Below are 21,417 nucleotides of genomic sequence, written 5' to 3'. Positions count from 1 at the left end.
GACTACATGTTTGAAAGTGACATTTGTTCAAATAAGTAACAATTTGTTTCGGAAATGCTCAGTTTAACAGTGTTGGTAAGCTAAAAGGTGTTAATAAAAAAGCCGAAATTGGAGGAGTTGTTAGCCCTAATAGTATCTTGCATAGAATTCAAAAAGGAGAATATGATTTTGTATATCCTGGATTTGAATAAATATTCGTTTAAATTGGTCTATGAAATTATTTCCTCTGAATGAAAGTTTTACGGTAGAAATTCCAGACAGCTGGAATGGAGAAAAAGATAATGGCGTTGTCAGTCTTTATAATCAAAAAAATGGAGTTGGAGCTTTGCAATTCTCCATTTATCAAACCCCAAATGTAATCTCCGTCAGTATAGTTGAAGAGCTTCAAGATTATTTAGAAGATAAATATGAGGAGGCAAACGTGGAATTAGTTAACAACTATGCATATTTTAATGTAACAGATGAAGATGAAACATACTGGCGCTATTGGTTATTCAGGAAATCGAACGATGTTATGTTTGTTTCGTATAACTGTGAGGCTAGTAAAAAAGGTGAAGAGGATGTGATCGTAAATGGAATTATAAAATCAGCAAGCCAGCTTAACTATTAAAATAAAGCGATATGAGGGCCAGTGTTTTGTTTTTCTTTAATCTTGCTTTTCTTTTCGTTACGAATGTCTATGCCAATAAACTTAGCCCGACGGGTTCTCCTAGGTTTATCAATTCTACAGACAGTTGTATTGAAAATAGCATTTTTAAATCTAAATACTTTAAAAGCATTCGATATATTCAAGAATGTGTAGAAGGGAAAAGAAAGGATAGGACGGACTTTGGTAAATGTATTGACAATGTGATCAGAAATTCAGGGATTAGAAGTTCAGTTTATTATGGCTATATTTTTAGATACCGAAAGAAAACAGATTTTTATGCGGATAAAAAGAAATGGTTGACGTGGTATGAATCGAATAAATGTAGTAACCTGCATTGGAGATAGCCTTCAGATTTTCTGAGGGCTTTTTTATGTAAGGTTCTTTTGCCTAACTTGCGTACACAACTGTCTAAAAAACAAATGGACCTTAAAAAATTGTATTCTGAATATAAGGAATTGGAGCAAAAAGATCGGCCCATGGTACATTCTTTCTTTGATAGACTTCCCCTTTCGGATAAGAAATTTAAATTCGAAATCCATAATATTATTAACGAATCAATAGTACATGAAGATCCTGCGCAATTATTGTTTGCTTTAAATATTGCCTATAGGAACGGAATTGATAGCAGCTACACGAAATTTATAGCCAAATTGCTAACGGAAACCTGGCATGATCAACATGAGGACTTGGTAAATACCATTTATTTAGAAAATTTAAATGATGATATTTTTACAGATTCTTTATATATAATCGCTACAGAGCCAGATCCTTACAGGAAGTATGACGATGAGATGGAACCGACATTAAGAAAATGTATTCACGCGTTAAAAACAATCAATTCCGAAAAGGCTAACGCTTACATAGAGAAATTGAAAAGTATTAAAAACAGCAATGTTGATATGGTACTTTCAATGTATAAATCAAGCTAAGGTCCCAACGCATAGTAAGCCTTTAAAATTGATAATCAATGATAAAATTAATCAAAAACTTAATAACAGCTTTAAGCCTAATATTCTTTAGCTTATTATGTCATGCTCAAAATAAAAAGAGTAACGAAATTGGAGTGTTATATAAAGAATGTCAGAGTAATCAGAGTTTGAAAAATCTAAGAGACTTCTTTTATACGTTTCCTGATTCCTTCAATAGCTTCCAAAAATTATACGGATTTGATGACAAGAAAGGAGCGTCTCCTTATTACGATTTCGCACCCGACCATGTCGCTCTTTTTTTTAAAACTTCAACATGTATTGATAAAGCGATTTTTTCCAAAAAGCTATTTGATATTAGTAGAAATGGTAAATGGGATGCTGATGCAGTGAGTTATTTTCAGGCTGGATTAAGGTTGTTTTTTTTAAATAATAGCAAACAGATTTTAGAATTGCTGGAGAAAAAGGAAAAAGATGAAATTATAGGTTTTTGGTATTTTTTTTCTGATGGCCCACATTTTAATAAAGAATTAAATAATAAAGTGACACTTTTACTAAGTAAAAATTCTTCAATGTTGACTTATTATTTAATAGCTATTAAAAGAGTGAAAAAAGATAATGTTCATTAAACCCAAGAGGTACAGCAAGGAAACTCAGAAAAGGAGCCTATAGCTAAACAAAAAGCTGAAGACACAAGATCACATCATTATCCAACGAGACACGCAGATGGTGGAAAATGTCATAGGTATTTACATAAAACAAATAAATAATAATGACAAATAACGAGTTTTTAGATATTATCCAATCGAATATTGATGAACGTGGCTTTCACATTACACTCGTTAATGGTGGACAGCACCCAGATTTTTCTTACTCTATTGGATTAACTGAAAAATTAGGTTTTGAATTGATTGTTGGAGGAGGTGGATTTGTTACTATAAAAGAGAACGAATCGATATTTGAATACATATATCTGAAATTGCAAACTGGACAAGCGGTTGATTCTAAGTTTTCCTTGTCTGAGAATCATGTTTTTTATTTAAGCAAGGTAGATTCATCTTGGTGTAAAAAACTAATGCTAGGTGTTTATGATTATTATAACGTAAATGAAATCAAGGCTTATCAAATTACTCCAGTAGACAGAACATTGGACATACCATTAATGTCGGAAGCATTCATGCCAAATGATCCTATCTGGAAATGGCTTGATATGGATTGGAATGTAAAAGCACCAGTAAATTCTTATGTAATAACAGACTTCGATGCACTTAAAGGCAAAACAATAACCGAACTTACCAGGTGGGAAGATCGTGTATGGGAAATGTTTTCAGGGCCAGGGCCAGATGTAAAAGAAGAGGATATAAGAATTGTTTCATTAGGAACAATCTTGGGAATTGACAATACGTTAGGACCAATTGTAAATCTGGCTGTTGGTGAAGGATTGTGGAGAGAATCTCTTGAATTGAATTGGAATAAATGGGAATAAAAAAGCTAGGCTTGTTGCATAGGAGAATGATAAAATCTCAGTAAAAGCTAAAACTAAGCTTATGTACAGTACTTCAGCTAAAAAATGAATATGGCAACATTATAAATATTATAGTAGAAAATAGCTAGATGATGAAAATTGTTAAGATTGTTTCAATTAGTGTTTTTATAGCAATAATAGTGGCTGAGACATATATGCTTTTTATTAAAGAATTGAGTGTTGGTTACAGTCATATTTTATTAATGTTGATCATAATCTTCCTCCTATTATACAGAAGCAAGCTAACATGGGCCATATTGTTTATAATTTGTATATATGGTGTCTTTGACTTTTTTAATTCGACGCATAAAAATGTCCCCACATTCATGGACTTTACAGCAATGTTGAATTTATATTTTTTTAATGAGAGTTCAGGTATGCTATTCCATAGGATATGTAAGGTATACCCACTCATTTTTTACTTGGGAACATCTATTGCTGTAATGATAAGTCACTTTAAGAGATACAATATTAAAAGTTAAACCTTCAGCATGTTTAACAAATCCCGTGATTGCATTGCCCCAAATAGTTAGACACTAATTGGGGGCATTTTTTATGCAAAAAAAGGAACAAGTACAATTATAAAGTGACCTCCCCCCGAAAAATCGTACACTGAAAACTCGAAAAATCCGGGCAATTATGTAACTTAAAAGTACGGTTATTGAGATGAAGAAAATCAAATTTACGGGCTGGAAAAAAGGAATGAATAAGATCAAGTTTATTCAATTATTGCATCATAAAGCTGGAATTTCCTTGAAAGAAGCAAAACAAATCAAAGACGAAATTGTAGATGGTAAGACTATAGTGATAAGTGCTAAAGCTGAAATGGTTGATTACCTTATAAGTCAGGCAGAGGTTTATGGAGTATATGCTGAAGTTATAGATAACCCTGATCCCGAAACACCACAATAGTATAACTTCAGCCAAAGCATATTATTTTAAAAACCTAAACGCAGGCTTATAAAAGACATTTTTGCCATTATAACTTCTTATACTGTTAACAACAATAAATACTCCATTTATCAAATAAAGAACAGGGCCCATCAATAGCAATAATTGTGCTCCATTTAAATTAGAAAATGGAGGTACCTTAAAAAGTGATATTAGTGGAAAATCGCTAGATCCTCCAGTGCAATCAAAAAAAGGAGTTAAGGGAGTTGGCAGTTTAGCGGGCCAGAAGAAAATCTAATTGATGAAGATTATAGGGTCATCTCTTTAGGTGAAATTCTTTCATTAGATGTAAGTCTTAGTTTGCTAGGCAATCTTGAAATAGGCTTTGAGGCGCTTAGAAATTCAAAACAGGATGATTGGATCTTTGTTTCAGGTAATTAGATAATATATCATTAGGGTATGTAAAATAAACTATCAAGGCGGTGATTCATTAGGGTCGCTGCTTTGATGGATTAGACTTTTCAGAAAAGTATTAGACAAATTGATGTATTGAGTATAAGCTCCAAAGGAGGGCACTTCAGAATTGTCGAGAAGGGATCATTTTACTGTGGTTTATCTATACTAAATTTTTACTAAGACTGTATTTGCAGTAGTTCCGTCATTAACCCGGTAAGAGATATGGCAATAATGTCTGATGTCATAGAAAACCTATCCTGACCGGAATAAACAACAAATTTCTTTTCAGGATTGATATCCTGACAGGCTAAATGAAATCCTTTTGAAAGACTTGGTGAAGAATTCCGTTTAATTTCAATAGCCCACTTTTTGCTGCCGGAAAACTCTAGAATGAGGTCAATTTCTGCACCGTGAGAAGTTCTGTAGTAGAATGGGATAACGTTTTCTGGAGCAACTGATAAAATGTTCTCAATTACAAATCCTTCCCAGCTACCGCCAGCTACAGGATGCCCAAGCAAATCATTATAATTTTGAATGTTGAGTAATGCGTGTGTAATTCCACTATCTCTTACGTACACTTTAGGGGTTTTTACCAAACGTTTTCCTACATTTCCGGTCCAAGGTTGTAAACGGCGTACCAACAATAAGTCGACCATTAAATCCAGATACCGGCTAATTGTTGTGGAGGTTAATTCAAGGCTTTTAGCAATTTGTGAAGCATTGGTCATTCCTCCCTGAAGATGTGCCAGCATGGTGTTACTTCGCTGATATTAATAGCGATAGTAGTCTTTCCAACTTGACGAGGTCCCATCAGTGCTACTGAGGCACTTCTTTTGAGTGCTTCCTCCACTTGCTTTTCTACTCTTCTTTTAATCATCCGTGCAAATTTGATATTTAATATTTAAATTACACGGTAATCAAAAAAATGTAAAGGGAAATCGATTAGAAAAATTAGCACTCCATCCTCATTTCCATCACATGCGGCTTAAACCCAGATTTTAAATACGCTTTTAGCGCGGCATTATTTTGAGCATAAACCTCCAGCCGTATTTCAGTAACCCCATGCGATAAAGACCACGCTTTAAGAGTCTCCATAACCTTACTATTCACACCCTGACCCCTATATTCAGCTATATCATAATAAATCACTTTACCTTCCTTTATGGTCGGATCAAAAGGACGTTCGGCATCCACCAGCTCCTGTTGAAAGTCACAAAGTATATCCAAATCTGCAGATTTAGCAGCCCTGATCATTACATTATCCATCCTACAAAGTCTCTTTTAACCAGCTAAAAAATTCCCTTTGCCATACCAGTCCATTATGCGCATGCAATACCCAGTGGTTCTCATTTGGCAGATATAATAATTTACTTTTGATACCCTTTAACTGCGCAGCCTGAAAAGCCTCCAGCCCTTGTTCAATCGGAACACGAAAATCAATACCACCCTGAATAACCATAATCGGTGTATTCCATTTACTGATGTAATTAGAAGGGTTAAATTCAGTATAGCTTTTAGACACAGGGTTACTCCAGTAATTACCACCCAGATCAAAATTAGCAAACCAAAGCTCTTCGGTTGTACCATACCAGCTTTTCATATCAAACAACCCATCATGAGCAATAAAAGTTTTGAAACGATTATTGTGGATGCCAGCCAGCATATATACGCTGTACCCACCATAACTCGCACCTACACAACCCAATCTATCTTTGTCAACATAACTCTCTTTCGATACATCATCAATAGCCGAAAGATAATCTTGCATAGGCTGCCCACCCCAGTCTTTAGCAATAGCCTCATTCCATTCAACACCCCATCCAGGCATACCACGGCGATTAGGAGCCACAACAATATACCCATTTGCAGCCATCAACTGAAAATTCCACCGAACACTGTAGAACTGTGTTAAAGAAGATTCCGGCCCACCCTGACAATACAATAACGTCGGATATTTTTTAGCAGGATCAAAGTTTGGCGGATAAACTACCCATACACCCATTTCCTTGCCATCAGTCGTTTTTACCATACGCAGCTTAGTATCACTTATGGCAATACGCGCATAATCTGCATCATTTGCATGGGTAACAGCCTTCATGTTCCCAGACTTCAAATCCACGTTAAATAATTCAGTTGCATGATTCATATCCGTACGGGATACAATTAAATGATCTCCATTTTGTGCAGAAATACCTGTAATGTCAAAAGCACCCTTAGTAATTTGTGTAACCGGGGGCGAGATACGAGCCATAAGATTTGCAGGAACTTTTACCGAAAACAACTGTTTCGTTCCTTTAATTGCAGCATTAAAGAAAATATGGTCGCTGTTGGTACTCCAGGAAAAGCCACCGTCAACAGTTTCATCCCATGCAGACGTCACATTCATTTTAACCTTGGTGGCCCAGTCCATAACCACGACGTCATTTTTATCTGCTTCATAGCCATCACGTTTCATGCTTAACCACGCCAGTTTTTTGCCATCTTTACTGAAAGCAGGAGCCATATCATATCCCATCATCCCTTCTGTAAGATTGGTCGTTTTTGCATCTCCTATATGATAAGCATAAATGTCGGTATTGGTGCTTTGAGCATAGGCCTTGCCGATCTTCTTTTTGCAAACGTATAGGATCGATTTACTGTCGGGGCTAAAGATGAAATCTTCTGCACCACCAAATGGTTTCTGAGGCGCATCATAAGGTTCGTTCTCTAAGAGGTCGCGAACAGGCGCACCCGTATTATTGGTGCTTGAAACGAAAACATGAGAAACCTTTCCTTCATTCCAGGCGTCCCAATGGCGGATGTTTAAATCAGTATAAACCTGCGCTGTACTTTTCGGAACGTCATTATAAATTTCCTTACCCAAAACCTTAGAAAAGCTGATGGTTTTAGAAAATGCAATCCATAGACCATCAGGAGAAACAACCACATTTTCAGCATCTTTCAATTGCGACGAAACTGTTTTCCAGGTTTTCCCCATATCCGTGCTTAAGAAAAGTTCTGCGCCTTTTATAGCATAAATACCATTTTTATCCCATTGAACAAACGTTTTGTCACCCAATAGATCTGTCTTTGTTTGTTGTCCGTTATCAACATTCAGAAGGAAGTATTGGTTGCTTGTCTTTTCGGTAGTCAAATCAGTCTTACCTATTTTATAAAAAAGTATTTTACCATCCGGACTGTTACCTAAAGTGGCGACTTTACCTAAGGACCAAAGTAATTCAGGTGTCATCACATTCTTTTCCTGACCAAACAGGATGAGCGGCATGATGAACAAAAGCAGTAGTGATATCTTTCTCATTGATGGTTTTATTAGAATACAATGTTTTGTGCTACAAAAATGAATTATTTAATTGAAAATTAGCGGTGATTTCTTTTATGCATAGACATTTTTGCCATTATAACTTCTTACGCTGTTAATGACCGGTCCTTTCAACCCATCTCTGGTAACTCAATTCAAATTTAACCTCACCATTAGGATAGTTGCCAACTCTGGTCCAACCCTGAAGATGATAGAACCGCTCTGCACGTGTATTTGGTGCTGTGCCTAATTCAACATTGTCTTTGGTTTGTTCAAAATACCAATCCATCATTAGTCTATGCAGTTCCTTTCCAATCCCTTTTTCCGCAAACTCCGGATCTACGAACAATGCCCAAACACTCTTCTCCCTTAAGTCAATAATGGAGAAACCCGCCACTTGGCCCTCTACTTCACAAACCCATCCCTTTCCTTTTTCGGAAATGTAAAATATTACATCTTTATCAGGAACAAGATCCGGATTGCTCAGTGTATTCTCTTTCACCAGATGTCTCACCACCTGCATCTGTTTAACATCCGAAATTTCCGCAACTCTAAAAACCATATTCACGAATTTATAAACTTTAACAAACAACTTAGAACAATAAGCGATAACTAAATTTCTCCTACTTTAGACACAATTAAATAGGGAAATATTAAACTAAGTTTCTCCCACCTTGTTATCAATTTGGGGAATGTTTCTTTTATAGTTCATGATTCATGAACAAGTATAGTTTGTGAACAAATAACAGTATTTGCTTGCAAATGCAATATTTGTTCATTATTTTTGAATGTTCATGAATCATGAACACTACATTATGAGTGAACAAGGAATACTATATGCTGCTCTGGATAAGTTAAACGAATTAACGGGTCTTGACTATGAAGTATTAAAGACTGAGGAAATTGAGCTGAGGCATCAGATTGACGCATTAATCTCTATCGGCGGCGGTAAGCAGAAGAGCAAATTTAAGGTAGAAGTAAAACATGAACTTCGTAGCGTTCAGCTCCCTCATATATTGCGTCAACTCGACCTGGTCAAGGGATACGCACCACTTATTGTCAGCCAATACATTCCAAAGCCGCTTAAACGGGAACTCAAAGAATTGAAAGTGAACTATCTGGAAGTGGCAGGTAACGCTTCCATCAAAACAGAAGAGATATTCATCTTTATAAATGATCAGCCTGTAACTGAGGTCAGACTTCCAGCAGAAGGTAAGTTATGGAATCCGACAGGTCTGAAATTCCTGTTTGCCATATTGCAATTTCCAGATCTTATCAATCAGCCTTATAGAAAAATTGCTCATTATTCAGGAATAGCACTTGGAACTATTGGCACCCTAATTAATGAACTCGAAAATGAGGGCTATCTGAAGGCAAGTGGTGCAGGGACAACAAAACCTCGCAAATTCCTTGAACAACGAGACCGATTGATTCAGAAATGGGCCGAACTATTCAGAACTAATCTTCGGCATAAACTATTTAAAGGGACCTATAGGTTCATGAATCAAGAGCATTACAGTAACTGGGAAAGCATAGAACAGGGAGATTTCTTGTGGGGAGCAGAAAACGCCGGAGCATTATTGACCAACCATTTGTCACCCGAAAAATTTACAATTTATACTAAAGTAAGTACATCAAAATTGATGAAGGAATTAAAGCTGGTTCCCGATAAGAACGGAAAGGTTGAAATTCTGGAGCAATTTTGGGAAGATACATATCAGCCAAATTTGATAGTAAGAACGGTTCCAGTCTTATTGGCTTATGCTGAATTAATCACTAGCTTTGACAGCCGCTGTCAGGAAGCAGCTGAGCGAATTAAAGTGAAATATCTTGACAAATAACCCATTACATCAACCTGTATTTATTTCCATGCTAAAAGACATGGAAGCGATCCTTGGAGGATTTGAAGTAGATTTTTATGTTGTAGGGGCCGCTGCTCGCGACTACCATCTTTCTGCAAAAGAGGAAACTGCTGCTTTAAGGAAAACAAATGATATTGACCTGGCAATTATGCTTAACGATGCAGGCCAGTTCAATCAAATTAAGGATGCCTTAATAGAATCAGGAAATTTTACTGCAGACCCCTCCGAACATATCAAACTCTACTATAAAAAGGGATTGGAAGTGGATCTTATACCTTTCGGGAAAATTGAATCTGCAAATGGCTTTATCTTTCTCCAGCCTCCCAATATGTTCACGTTAAACATGCCGGGATTCAAAGAAATATATCCCTTTGTGGAAGAAGTATCCTTTGATGATGGCTTATCGGTAAAAATTTGTACCGTCGAAGGAATAGTCATACTAAAACTTATTGCTTACCGAGACCGTCCGTCACGTACCAAAGACATCGCCGATATAGAACATATCATTGCAGTTTATTTTGAGCTCAGCGAAGAAAATATTTACGAAGAGCATTTCGATGTGATGAATATATATTCAGTTGAAAACAGCGATTATTTACAATTGGTTTCAGCGAGGGTAATCGGTAGAAAAATGCAGGTAATTTTAAAAGAATCAGAAGATCTCCGTATTCTGATCAAATCAGTTTTGGAAAAACGACAAGAAGATTGGGCGGAGGCACTTACTGCTGGAATAGATGACGTCCCCTAATCCTCTCAATCTCCTTTATCCGGATACATCCTGCTACTCCTAAACTCCTCAAAGCTCTTATAAAACTCCACCTGAGGAAAGCCCTTCACTTCCTTAGCTCCCTTCCAGGTCAAATGCACCACCGCAAATTCCCTGCTGTCACCCTCTTTCCTGGTAACAAACAGCACATCATGACTTCTCTGATCAAAGCCCAAGGCCAACAACTCAAAACCCACTAAAACATGTTCATTTGGCCAGAGGCTATAAAAACCGAAAAACGATCTGTAAACACCCACCTCTTTTTTTACCTCCTTTTCATAGGCCAGTTTTTCCTCAATGGAAACCGGTTCCCAAGGCTCCTCCAGAAAAGATCTCGGTTCTTTCTCCAGAAAGAAATCCTCCAAAACATACCTGTCTACGCCCGCGATATCGATTCTTTTCACCTCATCAGAACGCTCCTTTAAATCATGAAGAGTAAACCCGCCGGCAGCAAAAAGAAAACAACCATTTTCCAACTGAACACTCAGCTTCAAAGCCTCCCATTGGTCATAATCAGGCTTGCCAGCCGACCAGAATTTCCAAACCGCTTTCTGAACGTATTTGTAATAAGCCTCCGTTGGTAAAAAATTACCATAAAGCCCGCCCATACTTTCATCACCCACATGCAGATTTGTAGTACCTATACATCGATCACGGGAGAATATTTTGGCTTTCATCTTGACTCTGGTTAATTATTCCTAAATATATAGCTTTTGGGCAAATTGAACATAATGCCCGAAGAAGTTCATAAACCTGGTTCCCTTTAAAATAATAATCCCGATATTGTAATAGTAAACTAACGCATACACTCATGGCATTAAAACTCATACAAAGAGGCAGCAGGGGGGCAGCCGTAAAAGACTGGCAATTCTTTCTGTCCGGTCAAAACCTCTATTCCGACCTTGCCGATGGAATATTCGGTCAGCATACCTATGATGGCACCGTCGCCTTTCAAAAGCTCAGCGGCATTAAAGCAGATGGAATAGTCGGAAATCAGACCTACGGAGCCGCCATGCTCAAAGGCTTCAATAAAGTCCAGGACGATCGCGATATAAAAGAAAGCGCCAACTGGCCGCCAAAACCCAATTTCCCCTCCATAAATAGCAATGCCATCCGGCAGCAAATGTTCGGAAAAATGGAATACATTTCCCAACCAGAGCCAGGTAACCCCGAACACATCAAAATCACCAATAACTGGGCACAGAATATCGTCACCGTAAGTATCCCGCAACTAAAAGGAATACTCAAAAGACCAGAAGTTCAATTCCATAAAGCAGCAAAAGATCAGCTTATTGCCCTTTGGGCGAGGTGGGAGCGAGACGGAATGCTTGACCTGGTTAAGTCATGGGAGGGATCCTACGAGCCGCGCTTCGAAAGAAATAGCAGAACCGTGCTCAGCAACCACGCCTTTGGCACCGCCTTCGACATCAATGAAAAATGGAACAAATTCCATACACTGCCCGCACTGGTCGGCAATACAGGAAGCGTGCGCGAACTTGTTCCAGCCGCTAATGAACTCGGATTCTTTTGGGGAGGCCATTTCCGCAGACCTGATGGCATGCATTTTGAAATCGCAAAGCTGTTATAGTCACCAAAAATCAACCATGAAAAACTTAATCATTTTTTTAGCTTTGGTGTGCCTTCACTTCAGCAGCTACAGTCAAAAGAAAAAAGCAAGGCCCATTCCACCTCCGCCACCCAAAGCAAGTATAGTAGAATTTTCCAGGGATACACTTTCGCTGCAGCAGTATGCATTACCGATTTTATTCCAATGGAAAATGAATGCAGATACCACCCTTAAACCCAATACCGTTTTTAAAGAATTGATTATGCTGACTTACGGGCAGACCGAAATTAATGGTGATTATAGCCTGGAGCCATTAACACTAAAAAAATCAAAGCCAGGCAAAGCTGTTCCGGAAATCGAGATTCCTAAAAAGATCACCAGGGTTGGTTACTACGATGCACAAATTTCAAATGGCGTTGTCATACTCAAGGGAGAGAGAACCCTGTCTTTAAAAATTTTCTACGACAAAAACATGCAAGTGAGCTATTTGAAGGATTTAGCTAGTGGAGCAATATATAAGCATATTCCGTCAGAAGAGCAGCCAGTTACCGTTCGTGGTCATTAAGAATGGCTAATCTTGCAGATCGTTTTTATGTGCCATGATATACTTCAATATCAAACCATCCAGATCTTCCTTACAGGTTAACACCTGTGCGTTTGTATCCATTTTATAAGTGTAAAGCCCCTTTTCTATATCTTTCCATTTTGGTACGGCCTTGTCTGCAATTTTTAAAAGCAATTTTAGTCTGGCTGGCCTGTCGGAAGGAACGATTCCTCCTGGCCATTGCTGTAAGGAAGATTTAAAGGCAGCCAGTGTTTCTGTTGCTCCAATTTCTGCAAGTAAGGCTGCGGTTTGAGGGTAAAAACCTCCGGTATATTTAAAATAAAAAGTAGCGAAGCCACTATTTTGAATATCAGCACGATATAATGCCCTTGAATTTAAAAGAATCATCAGCTTTTTTTCCATAGCATTGAGTTGTTCAACATTGTCGCCATTGATTACCTTATCCTCTAATTTTTCCTGAAGCGCCTGAAGCATCTCAACGGAATCTAACTTTAGTATTTCAGCATACGTTGTTTTACCATACCTTGAAGAGGTTCCGTATTGAATGCCCGCACGGTGGAAAAAATCCTTTATCAGGCTGATTTTTTGGCCACAAAAGGTGCCCTGAATGACTTTGTTAGAAGAAGCTTTAGTACGGTGACACTCAAAACATATTTCAATAAATTCAAAAGCTTTTCCTGCTGCGTCCAGAAATAAAATACCATTTCTAGGCTCATAGCATTTGTAATTTGATTCTATGCGGAATATGGGTTTGATATGAGGATTGTAACCCATATTATATAAAATCTTGGTCAATTCATTAGTTTCGTCAGCACCAAGGACATGACTTTCCAGCACTTTTGAATAATCAACAATTTTCTTTTGAACTGGAATGAACTCGTCCTCTTTAAAAGAAATTAGTTTAATGCTCCTGGCCTTGTTGAACGGATAAATCGCTAACCGCTTGGATGGACTGTATGTATTGGTATTGAAACACTCATTTGCGAGCTCAATAATGAATTCTTCCTTCGGTGTCGGTTCTTTAAAACCTGCAGTTTGTCCTGTGGTTCTGCCTGCAAACAATAATAATGTGATCAATAGGAGAAGACGCATATATAAGTTTTCTAATGCCACCATTTGGTTTTACTGGAAATAATGTTTCTGATTATTGTTTTCATTTATATATATTGAAGATCTTAAGATAATGATAATCGGAGACATGAAGAACATCCTATTCACACTCTTTTGCATTGTAGGTCTTGCCAATTTAAAAATCCAAGCTCAGGAAAAGGAACAACTCCAGGTGCTTAAGAAGGCAGCGATAGGGCATGAGTACATTTTTGGTACGTGGACACCAGAGAATCGAGGTGAAACCCATTTAACATATCTTGGAAAGTGTCAAACTACCAATGGGCAAACCTATAAAATTCTTACTTCTGTATGGTTATGGGGATTGTCTAAACGAGCAACCAATAGAATTCTGATTTTTGATCATCAAAACCGATATCTTGGTAACTATAAAATCAATATGGCTGATGACCTGCCTTTTAAGATGGAAAAAGGAAAGCTAAGATTCAAGAATACAAAAGAATGTAATTACAGATCTTCCCTCTTTATTGATTTAACGCGAGGTATTCCTGAAAAGATCTTCATTGAATGTACTAAAGGTTCGGGAAATGAGTATCAATTTGATAAAGGATAATGTCTGGATATAAACTATATGCTGGAAACAATGAGAGAATTAGATAACTTTTACCTGCAACAAGACGAACCTATAAGAGGGACACTACTTGCATTGAGAGAAATTATCCTGCAACAAGACAAAGACATTACAGATGTTTTGAAATACGGAATGCCATTTTTCTGCTACAAAGGAAAAATGTTTTGCTATTTGTGGATGCACAAAAAATACAAACAACCATACATTGGAATTGTAGAAGGAAAACGGTTTGACGAACCCTTTTTAATTCAAGAAGGCCGAAGCAGAATGAAAATTATGTTGTTTGACCAAAACGAAGATTTACCCTTACAAACCATAAAAATCATTGTACAAAAAGCACTCTCCCTGTATAAGACCGGAACGATAAAAATTAAAGAAAAATAGACAACCAAAAAGGCACATCACAAGACCTTGCTCAGTTTAGGCTTGCCAAGTAAAGCTCTTACGATATAATAATTAACCAGCGAAAAGACCAGAATCATTCGTCTATAAGGTTCACCAACGAATGCAAACAAAGCATTTAGGTTGCAAAGAACATCTAAAATATTTAAATTCATGGAGTTGTCTACGCAAATCCATACAAAACCCAAACTCGCCTGGTGTTGAAAAAACAAGAATAAAATGAATTCAAAGCAAAAAGTACTAGACTGTTACAACAAAGTGGCCGAAGACCACGCGGCTAAAACCGGGGAAGAACCTTCAAGAAAACCTATTGACCTATTGCTGATGAAGGAATTTGCCGCTTCAAACAAAGACAAGGGGCCATGTGCCGACTTTGGCTGCGGGCCAGGACGATCAACAAAGTTTTTGTACGACAACGGCTTAAAAGACATCGTTGGCATCGACCTTTCACCAGAAATGGTCAACGAAGCCCGGAAACTTTCACCTGAAGTTAACTTTGAAACCGGAGACTTGCTGAACATCAACTATTCGCCAGAACATTTTGGAAGCGCAGTGGCATTCTATTCCATAGTTCATTTTCCTATCGAACAAGTACAGAAGTGTTTCGGCGAAATAAACCGGGTATTGAAAACAGGCGGAGATTTTTTATTCTCCTATCACGTAGGCAAAGAAATCGTTCATTTTGATACAGCACACGGCAAAGAAATCGACATTGATCTATATTTCTTTAAAACAGACGACATTATAGAATTACTTCATAAAACAGGTTTTAAAGTCATCGATGCCATAGAGAGACGTCCGAATGAAAACATGTCATTCCCGACCACGCGAGGCTATATCTGGGCAGAGAAAAACTAGTTTTCATGGCTGTTAAGCGCATCATGCAATAAGCTCGAATTGAAGCCCTTGGATAAGCTCTCAGAAGCAGATACCTGGAAAGCCAGGGCTCGATCGTGCAAAATAAAGGTTATTGATACATGTTTAAAGTACTTTTTATATGAGGATAAAGTTTTTTTTGAGTACCCTATGGATCGGCTTTCTGGCTATTCAAGTCTTCGGACAGGAACAAAAGTCCGGTACAATTGACCGTAAGGCCCTGGTCAGTCGCCACAACCTCCGGCTTAGCGATGTCAGTGAACCTGGCCCAACGCAGGTTGGGAATGGTAATTTTGCCTACGGGTTTGATATCACCGGCATGCAAACCTTTAATGACGAACTGACCACGATGTCACAGTGGAGCTGGCACAGCACGCCACCGCCAAAAGGCATGAAGCCCTCAGACTTCAAACAAACACTTGTTGAGACGCACGGCCGGATGGTGGGCTATGACCTGCCAGATCCCGACCAGGCTGAACTGACGGAATGGCTCTCCAGCAACCCACACCGGTTTAACCTGGGAAGGATCGGCCTGATCCTAAACAAGGAGGATGGAAGTACGGCGCAGCCAGATGACCTGCAACATCCGGTTCAATACCTGGACCTCTGGACCGGTATCGCTGAAAGCAATTTCACAGTAGAAGGGCAAAAAGTGAAGGTGACCACCATCTGTGATCCGGTTAAGGATATTTTAAGTTTCAAAATAGAATCTGATTTAATACCCAAAGGCAGGTTAGGGCTCTTCCTGGACTTTCCTTATGCAAGTTTAAAATATTTCAGTAACGGCTCAGATTATAAAAAGCCCCTGTTGCATCAAACCAGCATCAGGTTAAAAAACCTCAACTCGGTCGTCTTTGACCGGCACCTGGACAGCACAACTTATCAGGTCGCCTGTAAGTGGTCGGGGAGTGGAAGCATGAAAAAACAAAGCGAACACAGATATTCATTTTATCCCGGTAAAGAAAACAGGAGCGTAGAATATGTCTTTGCTTTTTCTCCGGATAAAACTGGCTATAACTTACCCTCGTTTGCGGAAATCAAAGCCAAAAGCGCTCAGCACTGGCCGGCATTCTGGAAAAGCGGTGCAGCCATAGATCTGTCTCAAAGTAAAGATCCCCGCTGGTTTGAACTGGAACGGCGGATCATACTCTCCGAATATGTGATGGCCATCAACGCCGCAGGCAATTTTCCACCGCAGGAAACCGGCCTGGTGAACAACAGCTGGTATGGCCGTTTTCATTATGAAATGTATTGGTGGCACGCCGCCCACTATGCGCTCTGGGACCGGTGGCCGCTATTGAATAAAAGCCTTCATGTCTATTCAGACAACCTGGCCTCGTCGCTTAAGCGGGCAAAATTGCAAGGCTATGCCGGAGCCAGGTGGCCAAAATGCACCGGTCCAGACGGCAGGGAATGGCCGGATGTCACCCATGCATGGTTGATCTGGCAACAGCCACACCCCATCTTTTTTGCTGAACTTGATTATAGGGCACACCCTAGTTTGCAAACACTAAAAAAATGGGATAAGATCGTTGAAAAAACAGCAGATTTTTTAGCCTCCTATGCCTTTTTGGATACGGCCCGCAAACAATATGTTTTAGGCCCGCCCATAAAAACAGTTCCGGAAAACAATGAGCCACTGAGTACACAGAACCCCGCCTTCGAACTGGCTTACTGGCGGTTCGGCCTGCAAACTGCACAGCAATGGAGAAAGAAGCTGAAGCTGCCGGCCAAGCCAGAATGGGAAAAAGTGCTTAAAAATTTAGCGCCGATACCTGTAAAAGACAGTCTTTACGAGCAATGGGAAGGTATAGATCACATGTGGACCAAATTCAATTTTGAACATCCCGCCATAGCGGGAATATTTGGAGTGCTGCCCGGTAATGGTGCAGACCGGCAGATCATGGAAAAAACCTATCAAAAAATCCAGGCGGTGTGGAAATATGATGCCGGCTGGGGATGGGACTTTCCAATGATGGCCATGTCTGCTGCCAGGCTTGGGCATCCCGAACAGGCTGTCGACATGCTTTTACACCCTTCCAAGAAATTCGGATTTGACAAGCATGGCTTTGTTGGCGGAGGTAACCCATTCCCCTACCTTCCCACAAACGGCGGCTTGTTATATGCGATCGCATTGATGACTGCGGGTTGGGATGGTGATAAAAACATTCCTGAGCCCGGCTGGCCTAAAGATGGTTCCTGGGTAGTTAAATGGGAGGGCTTTAAAAAAGCGCCCTGATTCTGGATATTTCGAGATGACCGATTTTTAATACTTACATTTTTATATGAAAAAACATACCATTACTGCGCTTGAGGAGTTACCCATGAAGGCACCATGTATAACATAGTGAAACGACAGGTGATCAAATAATGGAGTTTTACTAATTTTATTATGGTATATAGATACGGATAAAATAGCTAGAACTAGCTATTTTATCCCGGATGCGATTTCTCGATATTGCTGTTAAAGAATTACGCCCACCAGGATGGAACATCTCGCTCCTAAAAACAATATCAGGAACAGGCAAATTGCCTTCATGATGATCATGTTCCTTTTAATAAGCACCCAGGCAACCTTTTCACAAGTACGCACCTACGGAAGCATAGTCAACGACAGCCTACTGAAAATAAAAGTAATGCCCGAGTTCCAGGGCTTTGCTGTCGACGCCCAACCCGCCTACAGCCTGAAAAAGTTTTGCCCAAGCCCACTGAACCAAGGGCAAATAGGATCCTGTACCGGCTGGGCAATTGGCTACGGTATTCTGACCATCAAAAATGCAATCTACAACAACTTAGAAAGCCAGCAGCAAATAGATGAATCTGCCTTTTCCAGCATGTTTGTATTCAACCACATCAAAATCCAGAATGGATGTCAGTCCACAGACATTTGTAACGCATGCGGATCTTCTTTCACCGATGCTATTAATTTTTTGACTAAGTACGGTAACATCCCACACAACCAGGTCAATGATTTTTCCTGCAATGGCAATTACCCCGACGAACTTTGGAATAAAGCAAGAGCAAGCCGAATCACTTCAAGCTCTACAGTTTTTAATACTTTCGATCCTGAATATGCATTCTCGGGAGATAGCAGAATCAAAAGGGTAGCAGATCAGATCCTATCCAATAACCCTGTTTTCATCAGCATATTCCTACCACAAAAAACAGGAGACCTTACCTTTTTTTCTGAAAAAATGTATTTCCAGAATGGCTGGTGGGTACCGCCACCATATGCAACACCAAATAGAAATTTTTCACACGCCATGGTGGTGGTCGGGTACGATCTGGACAAAGGCTATTTTGAATTGCTCAATAGCTGGGGAAATGACTGGGCCGATAACGGATTCTGTAAAATAAGTTTTAACGATTTTTTGAAATACGTGGTTTATGCAGGAGTCATGTACAATACCCCAGCCTCGCTTAACATAGTAAAACCCTTGGTTGACGTAAAACTACAAGCCTTTAAAAGGGTAGAGGGCGTAGTTCAGCAAGAAGCCAATGATCTTCCAGTAAAATTTAACGGCAAATACTATGAAGCCACACTGGCAAACGGACAGTTGTTTAAAATCAACCTTTCTCATCTCCCTAATAACTACTATGCCTATGTAATGAGTTACGACGCCAACAAAAAGGCACAGGTTCACTTTCCCCACACGAATGAAAACCCTTATATCTACAAAAACAACTTAAGCTATGTGATTCCCCAAAAGTCTGTACTGGCATTTAACCAGAAATCAGATCACATTATAATTCTGCTGTCTCAACAACCAATACCCGATTTTGAAACCAAATTTCTCAGTGCAATGGCCCATTACAATAGCCAGGGCATGTACCAATATCTGTTAAGTTCTTTTGATGCCCAGCCAGATGTGGCTTCGCAAAATTTCAACACCAACCAAGTAGAGGTCAATATTCCAGATACACAAAAGCCTGTTCTACTATACATTAACCTACAACAAACCTAAGTGGAAATGAAAACAATTATTCAGTTATCTCTTTTTCTTCTTTTTCCATTTATGCTGCGGGCTCAGATAGTGGCATTGCCAGCAGACGAAGAAGAAAATGTCAAAGACATTTGTTTAATGGCAAGCACTAAACAATTCGCCATTGATGCCACAATTGTTAAAGAAGACCTGAGTAAGATCTACAGCAGCCTCGGACTTTCCGGAGAACATATAGAAGTGATGAAATGCAATCAGCTCAAAAACTCAGCAATGGCTTACTGGGACAGGTCAGAAAATCATTACTATATCCTGGTTAATGAAGAGAAGCTAAACGATTTAACAAACAGCTATTTCTCACATGTCTTTATCGTAGCACATGAGTTTGCACACATTAAGAAAAACCACTTCAATGCCACTGCTATAGCTACCAATGAAAATAAAAGAAAGCTGGAGCTGGAGGCCGATGAATATGCCGCCTCACTGATTAAAAAAATGGGAGGAACCAAAGAAGATTGTAAAATCGCCTTATATGCCCTTAAGCACCCGCAAGATGATACCTATTCCGATCATCCAACACTAGAAAAGAGACTTGCAGCTGTAGAAAGAGGTTTCGAAGTTCTACCTGCTCCGGTAATCACTCAGAAATTTAAAAACCATTTACCAGATTTTGGAACTGTAGGGCTGTTTGAGTATGCAGGAGAACTGGACTGGTATGATATCCAGGCCTACAACAAAGAAAGCCATAAGATTCCATGCTCCATTATGTATTATAACAACAAATACTGGATCTATTGGGATACTGTGCCTAATGCATCAGGCTTTATGGTCCGGTGGAATTACGATGAATATCCAACTGCCGATATCCAAAGTTATTTTAATCAGGGTTATCATATCAAATTTATAGAGAAAATGAATCAAAAATGGTTTGTGGTGATGATAAAGGACAATGTTTCTTTTGATCAACAAATTCGAACATTCAATATAAATAACATTGTCAATGAAATTTCTGACTACTGCAATAAGAGTTATTTGGTTCAAAATATCATTCAAAATAGTTCCTCAACCTATTTAGTCCTATTTTCAAAGCAATATTCTGTTAGTTCCTATAGCTTTGCTTTCCGGAATACCTTCAATGATCTGAGGACATGGTATCAACAGCAAGATGCCAATGGCTATAACTACATGTATTTATTAAAGGATATAGGCCCTGTCTGGTTTAGTTTCATGGCCAGAAAACCAGGTGCAACCAGCTGGTCGGTCAGAAGTTTTAATGGGAGCGATGTTTCAAGTTTAAACGACTTGCTTCATCAGGGCTACGCAATAGACAATGTAACCTGCAATAACAGCATATATTTTACACTTAGTAGATAACCAACGTTATGAAATCAAAACTCCTCCTGTTTATTCTTCTCCTTAATTTGTATGGGCTACATACAAAAGCTCAGGGTACAGCTATAGATCTTGGCATACAAAATATCCGGCAGGAACAATCTATGTGGTGTTGGGCTGCGGCAGCACAGCAAGTGATTTTCTGGAAAATGAGAGCCGCACCAAACCAGTGTGAGCTGGTGGCTGTAGCAAAAAATGCAAATGCCCAGTATTGCTGCATGAATCCACAACAATGCAATGTTCCCGGAGATTTTCAAAATGTTCAATCTTTGATTGCGGCTTATATCGGTAAACCTTCATCCTTAGCACCCCCAGCAAATCCGAATGTCATTTTCAATGCCTTGCAACAAGGTAAAGCCATTATTCTCTATCTGCAAACTTCGCCTACCATAGGCCACTTTATTGTTTTAAGAGGAATGGCCTGGATAAATACACCTTTAGGTCCCAAAGCTGTTTTTTATGTGAATGATCCGATGGCGATTTATACGCAGCCAATAGCATTTGATAACCTTCTTCAGATATGGAGAGCTGCTATTGTGGTGGATTAACTATTTTTTAATACAAAAGCCACCCACAGTAGAGTAGCCTTTGCTCTTAACCCA

General features: G+C 39.0%; 22 protein-coding genes. 16 read left to right on the top strand and 6 right to left on the bottom strand.

What is annotated here, in order from left to right; genetic code table 11:
- Positions 1-211: 211 nt before the first annotated feature.
- The 5 genes from R2S08_RS07185 (at position 212) to R2S08_RS07165 (ending at position 4,012) form a co-directional block, all read left to right on the top strand.
- Positions 212-610, top strand: a complete 399-nt coding sequence (locus R2S08_RS07185) for a hypothetical protein (RefSeq protein ID WP_316834520.1) — start codon at positions 212-214, stop codon at positions 608-610.
- A gap of 458 nt (positions 611-1,068) precedes the next feature.
- Entirely contained in the window at positions 1,069-1,578 is a 510-nt protein-coding gene (locus tag R2S08_RS07180; RefSeq protein ID WP_316834519.1) for a hypothetical protein, read from the top strand.
- A 38-nt stretch (positions 1,579-1,616) separates the two neighbouring features.
- On the top strand, positions 1,617-2,204 hold the full coding sequence (locus R2S08_RS07175) for a hypothetical protein (RefSeq protein ID WP_316834518.1): 588 nt from the start codon (positions 1,617-1,619) through the stop codon (positions 2,202-2,204).
- A gap of 143 nt (positions 2,205-2,347) precedes the next feature.
- On the top strand, positions 2,348-3,061 hold the full coding sequence (locus tag R2S08_RS07170; protein WP_316834517.1) for a DUF4262 domain-containing protein: 714 nt from the start codon (positions 2,348-2,350) through the stop codon (positions 3,059-3,061).
- Between the two features lie 705 nt (positions 3,062-3,766).
- Positions 3,767-4,012 carry a hypothetical protein gene (locus R2S08_RS07165; RefSeq protein ID WP_316834516.1) on the top strand — a complete coding sequence of 82 codons (246 nt, stop codon included), beginning with the start codon at positions 3,767-3,769 and terminating at the stop codon, positions 4,010-4,012.
- Positions 4,013-4,623: 611 nt separating this feature from the next.
- Here the strand turns inward: R2S08_RS07165 and R2S08_RS07160 are convergent.
- The 4 genes from R2S08_RS07160 to R2S08_RS07145 all read right to left on the bottom strand — a co-directional run bounded on the left by R2S08_RS07160 (position 4,624) and on the right by R2S08_RS07145 (position 8,307).
- Positions 4,624-5,199, bottom strand: a complete 576-nt coding sequence (locus R2S08_RS07160) for a DUF4143 domain-containing protein (protein ID WP_316834515.1) — start codon at positions 5,197-5,199, stop codon at positions 4,624-4,626.
- 199 nt (positions 5,200-5,398) lie between these two features.
- On the bottom strand, positions 5,399-5,713 hold the full coding sequence (locus R2S08_RS07155) for a GNAT family N-acetyltransferase (RefSeq protein ID WP_316834514.1): 315 nt from the start codon (positions 5,711-5,713) through the stop codon (positions 5,399-5,401).
- 1 nt (position 5,714) lies between these two features.
- Positions 5,715-7,745 (bottom strand): S9 family peptidase, encoded by a 2,031-nt coding sequence (locus tag R2S08_RS07150; RefSeq protein WP_316834513.1) that lies wholly within the window; start codon positions 7,743-7,745, stop codon positions 5,715-5,717.
- Between the two features lie 115 nt (positions 7,746-7,860).
- Positions 7,861-8,307, bottom strand: a complete 447-nt coding sequence (locus R2S08_RS07145) for a GNAT family N-acetyltransferase (RefSeq protein WP_316834512.1) — start codon at positions 8,305-8,307, stop codon at positions 7,861-7,863.
- A 253-nt stretch (positions 8,308-8,560) separates the two neighbouring features.
- On the opposite strand from R2S08_RS07145, the gene R2S08_RS07140 reads away from it, so the two are divergent.
- On the top strand, positions 8,561-9,586 hold the full coding sequence (locus R2S08_RS07140; protein ID WP_316834511.1) for a type IV toxin-antitoxin system AbiEi family antitoxin: 1,026 nt from the start codon (positions 8,561-8,563) through the stop codon (positions 9,584-9,586).
- Between the two features lie 40 nt (positions 9,587-9,626).
- Positions 9,627-10,355, top strand: coding sequence for a nucleotidyl transferase AbiEii/AbiGii toxin family protein (locus R2S08_RS07135; protein ID WP_316834510.1), 729 nt, complete (start codon positions 9,627-9,629; stop codon positions 10,353-10,355).
- 5 nt (positions 10,356-10,360) lie between these two features.
- On the opposite strand, the gene R2S08_RS07130 is transcribed toward R2S08_RS07135, so the two are convergent.
- The gene (locus R2S08_RS07130) at positions 10,361-11,050 is read right to left on the bottom strand and encodes a hypothetical protein (protein WP_316834509.1); all 690 of its coding nucleotides are present in this window, start codon (positions 11,048-11,050) and stop codon (positions 10,361-10,363) included.
- A gap of 134 nt (positions 11,051-11,184) precedes the next feature.
- Between R2S08_RS07130 and R2S08_RS07125 the strand changes: the two genes are divergently transcribed.
- Both R2S08_RS07125 and R2S08_RS07120 read left to right on the top strand, forming a co-directional pair.
- Positions 11,185-11,961, top strand: coding sequence for a M15 family metallopeptidase (locus tag R2S08_RS07125; RefSeq protein ID WP_316834508.1), 777 nt, complete (start codon positions 11,185-11,187; stop codon positions 11,959-11,961).
- Positions 11,962-11,977: 16 nt separating this feature from the next.
- Positions 11,978-12,505, top strand: coding sequence for a hypothetical protein (locus R2S08_RS07120; protein ID WP_316834507.1), 528 nt, complete (start codon positions 11,978-11,980; stop codon positions 12,503-12,505).
- A 6-nt stretch (positions 12,506-12,511) separates the two neighbouring features.
- On the opposite strand, the gene R2S08_RS07115 is transcribed toward R2S08_RS07120, so the two are convergent.
- Entirely contained in the window at positions 12,512-13,621 is a 1,110-nt protein-coding gene (locus R2S08_RS07115; RefSeq protein ID WP_316834506.1) for a DUF4375 domain-containing protein, read from the bottom strand.
- Positions 13,622-13,703: 82 nt separating this feature from the next.
- Here R2S08_RS07115 and R2S08_RS07110 point away from each other — a divergent pair, with 82 nt between their 5' ends.
- From R2S08_RS07110 to R2S08_RS07080, 7 genes are all read left to right on the top strand, one after another.
- A complete protein-coding gene (locus R2S08_RS07110) occupies positions 13,704-14,186 on the top strand; it encodes a hypothetical protein (RefSeq protein WP_316834505.1) in 483 nt (160 codons plus the stop codon).
- Positions 14,187-14,216: 30 nt separating this feature from the next.
- Entirely contained in the window at positions 14,217-14,588 is a 372-nt protein-coding gene (locus R2S08_RS07105; RefSeq protein ID WP_316834504.1) for a DUF1801 domain-containing protein, read from the top strand.
- 237 nt (positions 14,589-14,825) lie between these two features.
- Positions 14,826-15,464 carry a class I SAM-dependent methyltransferase gene (locus tag R2S08_RS07100; RefSeq protein ID WP_316834503.1) on the top strand — a complete coding sequence of 213 codons (639 nt, stop codon included), beginning with the start codon at positions 14,826-14,828 and terminating at the stop codon, positions 15,462-15,464.
- A 139-nt stretch (positions 15,465-15,603) separates the two neighbouring features.
- A complete protein-coding gene (locus tag R2S08_RS07095; protein WP_316834502.1) occupies positions 15,604-17,721 on the top strand; it encodes a hypothetical protein in 2,118 nt (705 codons plus the stop codon).
- A gap of 247 nt (positions 17,722-17,968) precedes the next feature.
- Entirely contained in the window at positions 17,969-19,447 is a 1,479-nt protein-coding gene (locus R2S08_RS07090; protein ID WP_316834501.1) for a C1 family peptidase, read from the top strand.
- 6 nt (positions 19,448-19,453) lie between these two features.
- On the top strand, positions 19,454-20,797 hold the full coding sequence (locus tag R2S08_RS07085; RefSeq protein WP_316834500.1) for a hypothetical protein: 1,344 nt from the start codon (positions 19,454-19,456) through the stop codon (positions 20,795-20,797).
- A gap of 8 nt (positions 20,798-20,805) precedes the next feature.
- Positions 20,806-21,363, top strand: coding sequence for a papain-like cysteine protease family protein (locus R2S08_RS07080; protein WP_316834499.1), 558 nt, complete (start codon positions 20,806-20,808; stop codon positions 21,361-21,363).
- Positions 21,364-21,417 lie beyond the last annotated feature (54 nt).

This window comes from Pedobacter nutrimenti, assembly GCF_032678445.1.
Classification (GTDB): Bacteria; Bacteroidota; Bacteroidia; order Sphingobacteriales; family Sphingobacteriaceae; genus Pedobacter; species Pedobacter nutrimenti_A.
The sequence above is the reverse complement of the archived record's forward strand: the minus strand, read 5'-3'. Positions and strand labels throughout refer to the sequence as shown.

What these genes read in the sequence shown, in the direction of transcription:
- R2S08_RS07185 (WP_316834520.1), top strand. Translation starts at nt 212, where the DNA reads ATGAAATTATTTCCTCTGAATGAAAGTTTTACGGTAGAAATTCCAGAC.
- R2S08_RS07180 (WP_316834519.1), top strand. Translation starts at nt 1,069, where the DNA reads ATGGACCTTAAAAAATTGTATTCTGAATATAAGGAATTGGAGCAAAAA.
- R2S08_RS07175 (WP_316834518.1), top strand. Translation starts at nt 1,617, where the DNA reads ATGATAAAATTAATCAAAAACTTAATAACAGCTTTAAGCCTAATATTC.
- R2S08_RS07170 (WP_316834517.1), top strand. Translation starts at nt 2,348, where the DNA reads ATGACAAATAACGAGTTTTTAGATATTATCCAATCGAATATTGATGAA.
- R2S08_RS07165 (WP_316834516.1), top strand. Translation starts at nt 3,767, where the DNA reads ATGAAGAAAATCAAATTTACGGGCTGGAAAAAAGGAATGAATAAGATC.
- R2S08_RS07160 (WP_316834515.1), bottom strand. Translation starts at nt 5,199, where the DNA reads ATGCTGGCACATCTTCAGGGAGGAATGACCAATGCTTCACAAATTGCT.
- R2S08_RS07155 (WP_316834514.1), bottom strand. Translation starts at nt 5,713, where the DNA reads ATGGATAATGTAATGATCAGGGCTGCTAAATCTGCAGATTTGGATATA.
- R2S08_RS07150 (WP_316834513.1), bottom strand. Translation starts at nt 7,745, where the DNA reads ATGAGAAAGATATCACTACTGCTTTTGTTCATCATGCCGCTCATCCTG.
- R2S08_RS07145 (WP_316834512.1), bottom strand. Translation starts at nt 8,307, where the DNA reads ATGGTTTTTAGAGTTGCGGAAATTTCGGATGTTAAACAGATGCAGGTG.
- R2S08_RS07140 (WP_316834511.1), top strand. Translation starts at nt 8,561, where the DNA reads ATGAGTGAACAAGGAATACTATATGCTGCTCTGGATAAGTTAAACGAA.
- R2S08_RS07135 (WP_316834510.1), top strand. Translation starts at nt 9,627, where the DNA reads ATGGAAGCGATCCTTGGAGGATTTGAAGTAGATTTTTATGTTGTAGGG.
- R2S08_RS07130 (WP_316834509.1), bottom strand. Translation starts at nt 11,050, where the DNA reads ATGAAAGCCAAAATATTCTCCCGTGATCGATGTATAGGTACTACAAAT.
- R2S08_RS07125 (WP_316834508.1), top strand. Translation starts at nt 11,185, where the DNA reads ATGGCATTAAAACTCATACAAAGAGGCAGCAGGGGGGCAGCCGTAAAA.
- R2S08_RS07120 (WP_316834507.1), top strand. Translation starts at nt 11,978, where the DNA reads ATGAAAAACTTAATCATTTTTTTAGCTTTGGTGTGCCTTCACTTCAGC.
- R2S08_RS07115 (WP_316834506.1), bottom strand. Translation starts at nt 13,621, where the DNA reads ATGGTGGCATTAGAAAACTTATATATGCGTCTTCTCCTATTGATCACA.
- R2S08_RS07110 (WP_316834505.1), top strand. Translation starts at nt 13,704, where the DNA reads ATGAAGAACATCCTATTCACACTCTTTTGCATTGTAGGTCTTGCCAAT.
- R2S08_RS07105 (WP_316834504.1), top strand. Translation starts at nt 14,217, where the DNA reads ATGAGAGAATTAGATAACTTTTACCTGCAACAAGACGAACCTATAAGA.
- R2S08_RS07100 (WP_316834503.1), top strand. Translation starts at nt 14,826, where the DNA reads ATGAATTCAAAGCAAAAAGTACTAGACTGTTACAACAAAGTGGCCGAA.
- R2S08_RS07095 (WP_316834502.1), top strand. Translation starts at nt 15,604, where the DNA reads ATGAGGATAAAGTTTTTTTTGAGTACCCTATGGATCGGCTTTCTGGCT.
- R2S08_RS07090 (WP_316834501.1), top strand. Translation starts at nt 17,969, where the DNA reads ATGGAACATCTCGCTCCTAAAAACAATATCAGGAACAGGCAAATTGCC.
- R2S08_RS07085 (WP_316834500.1), top strand. Translation starts at nt 19,454, where the DNA reads ATGAAAACAATTATTCAGTTATCTCTTTTTCTTCTTTTTCCATTTATG.
- R2S08_RS07080 (WP_316834499.1), top strand. Translation starts at nt 20,806, where the DNA reads ATGAAATCAAAACTCCTCCTGTTTATTCTTCTCCTTAATTTGTATGGG.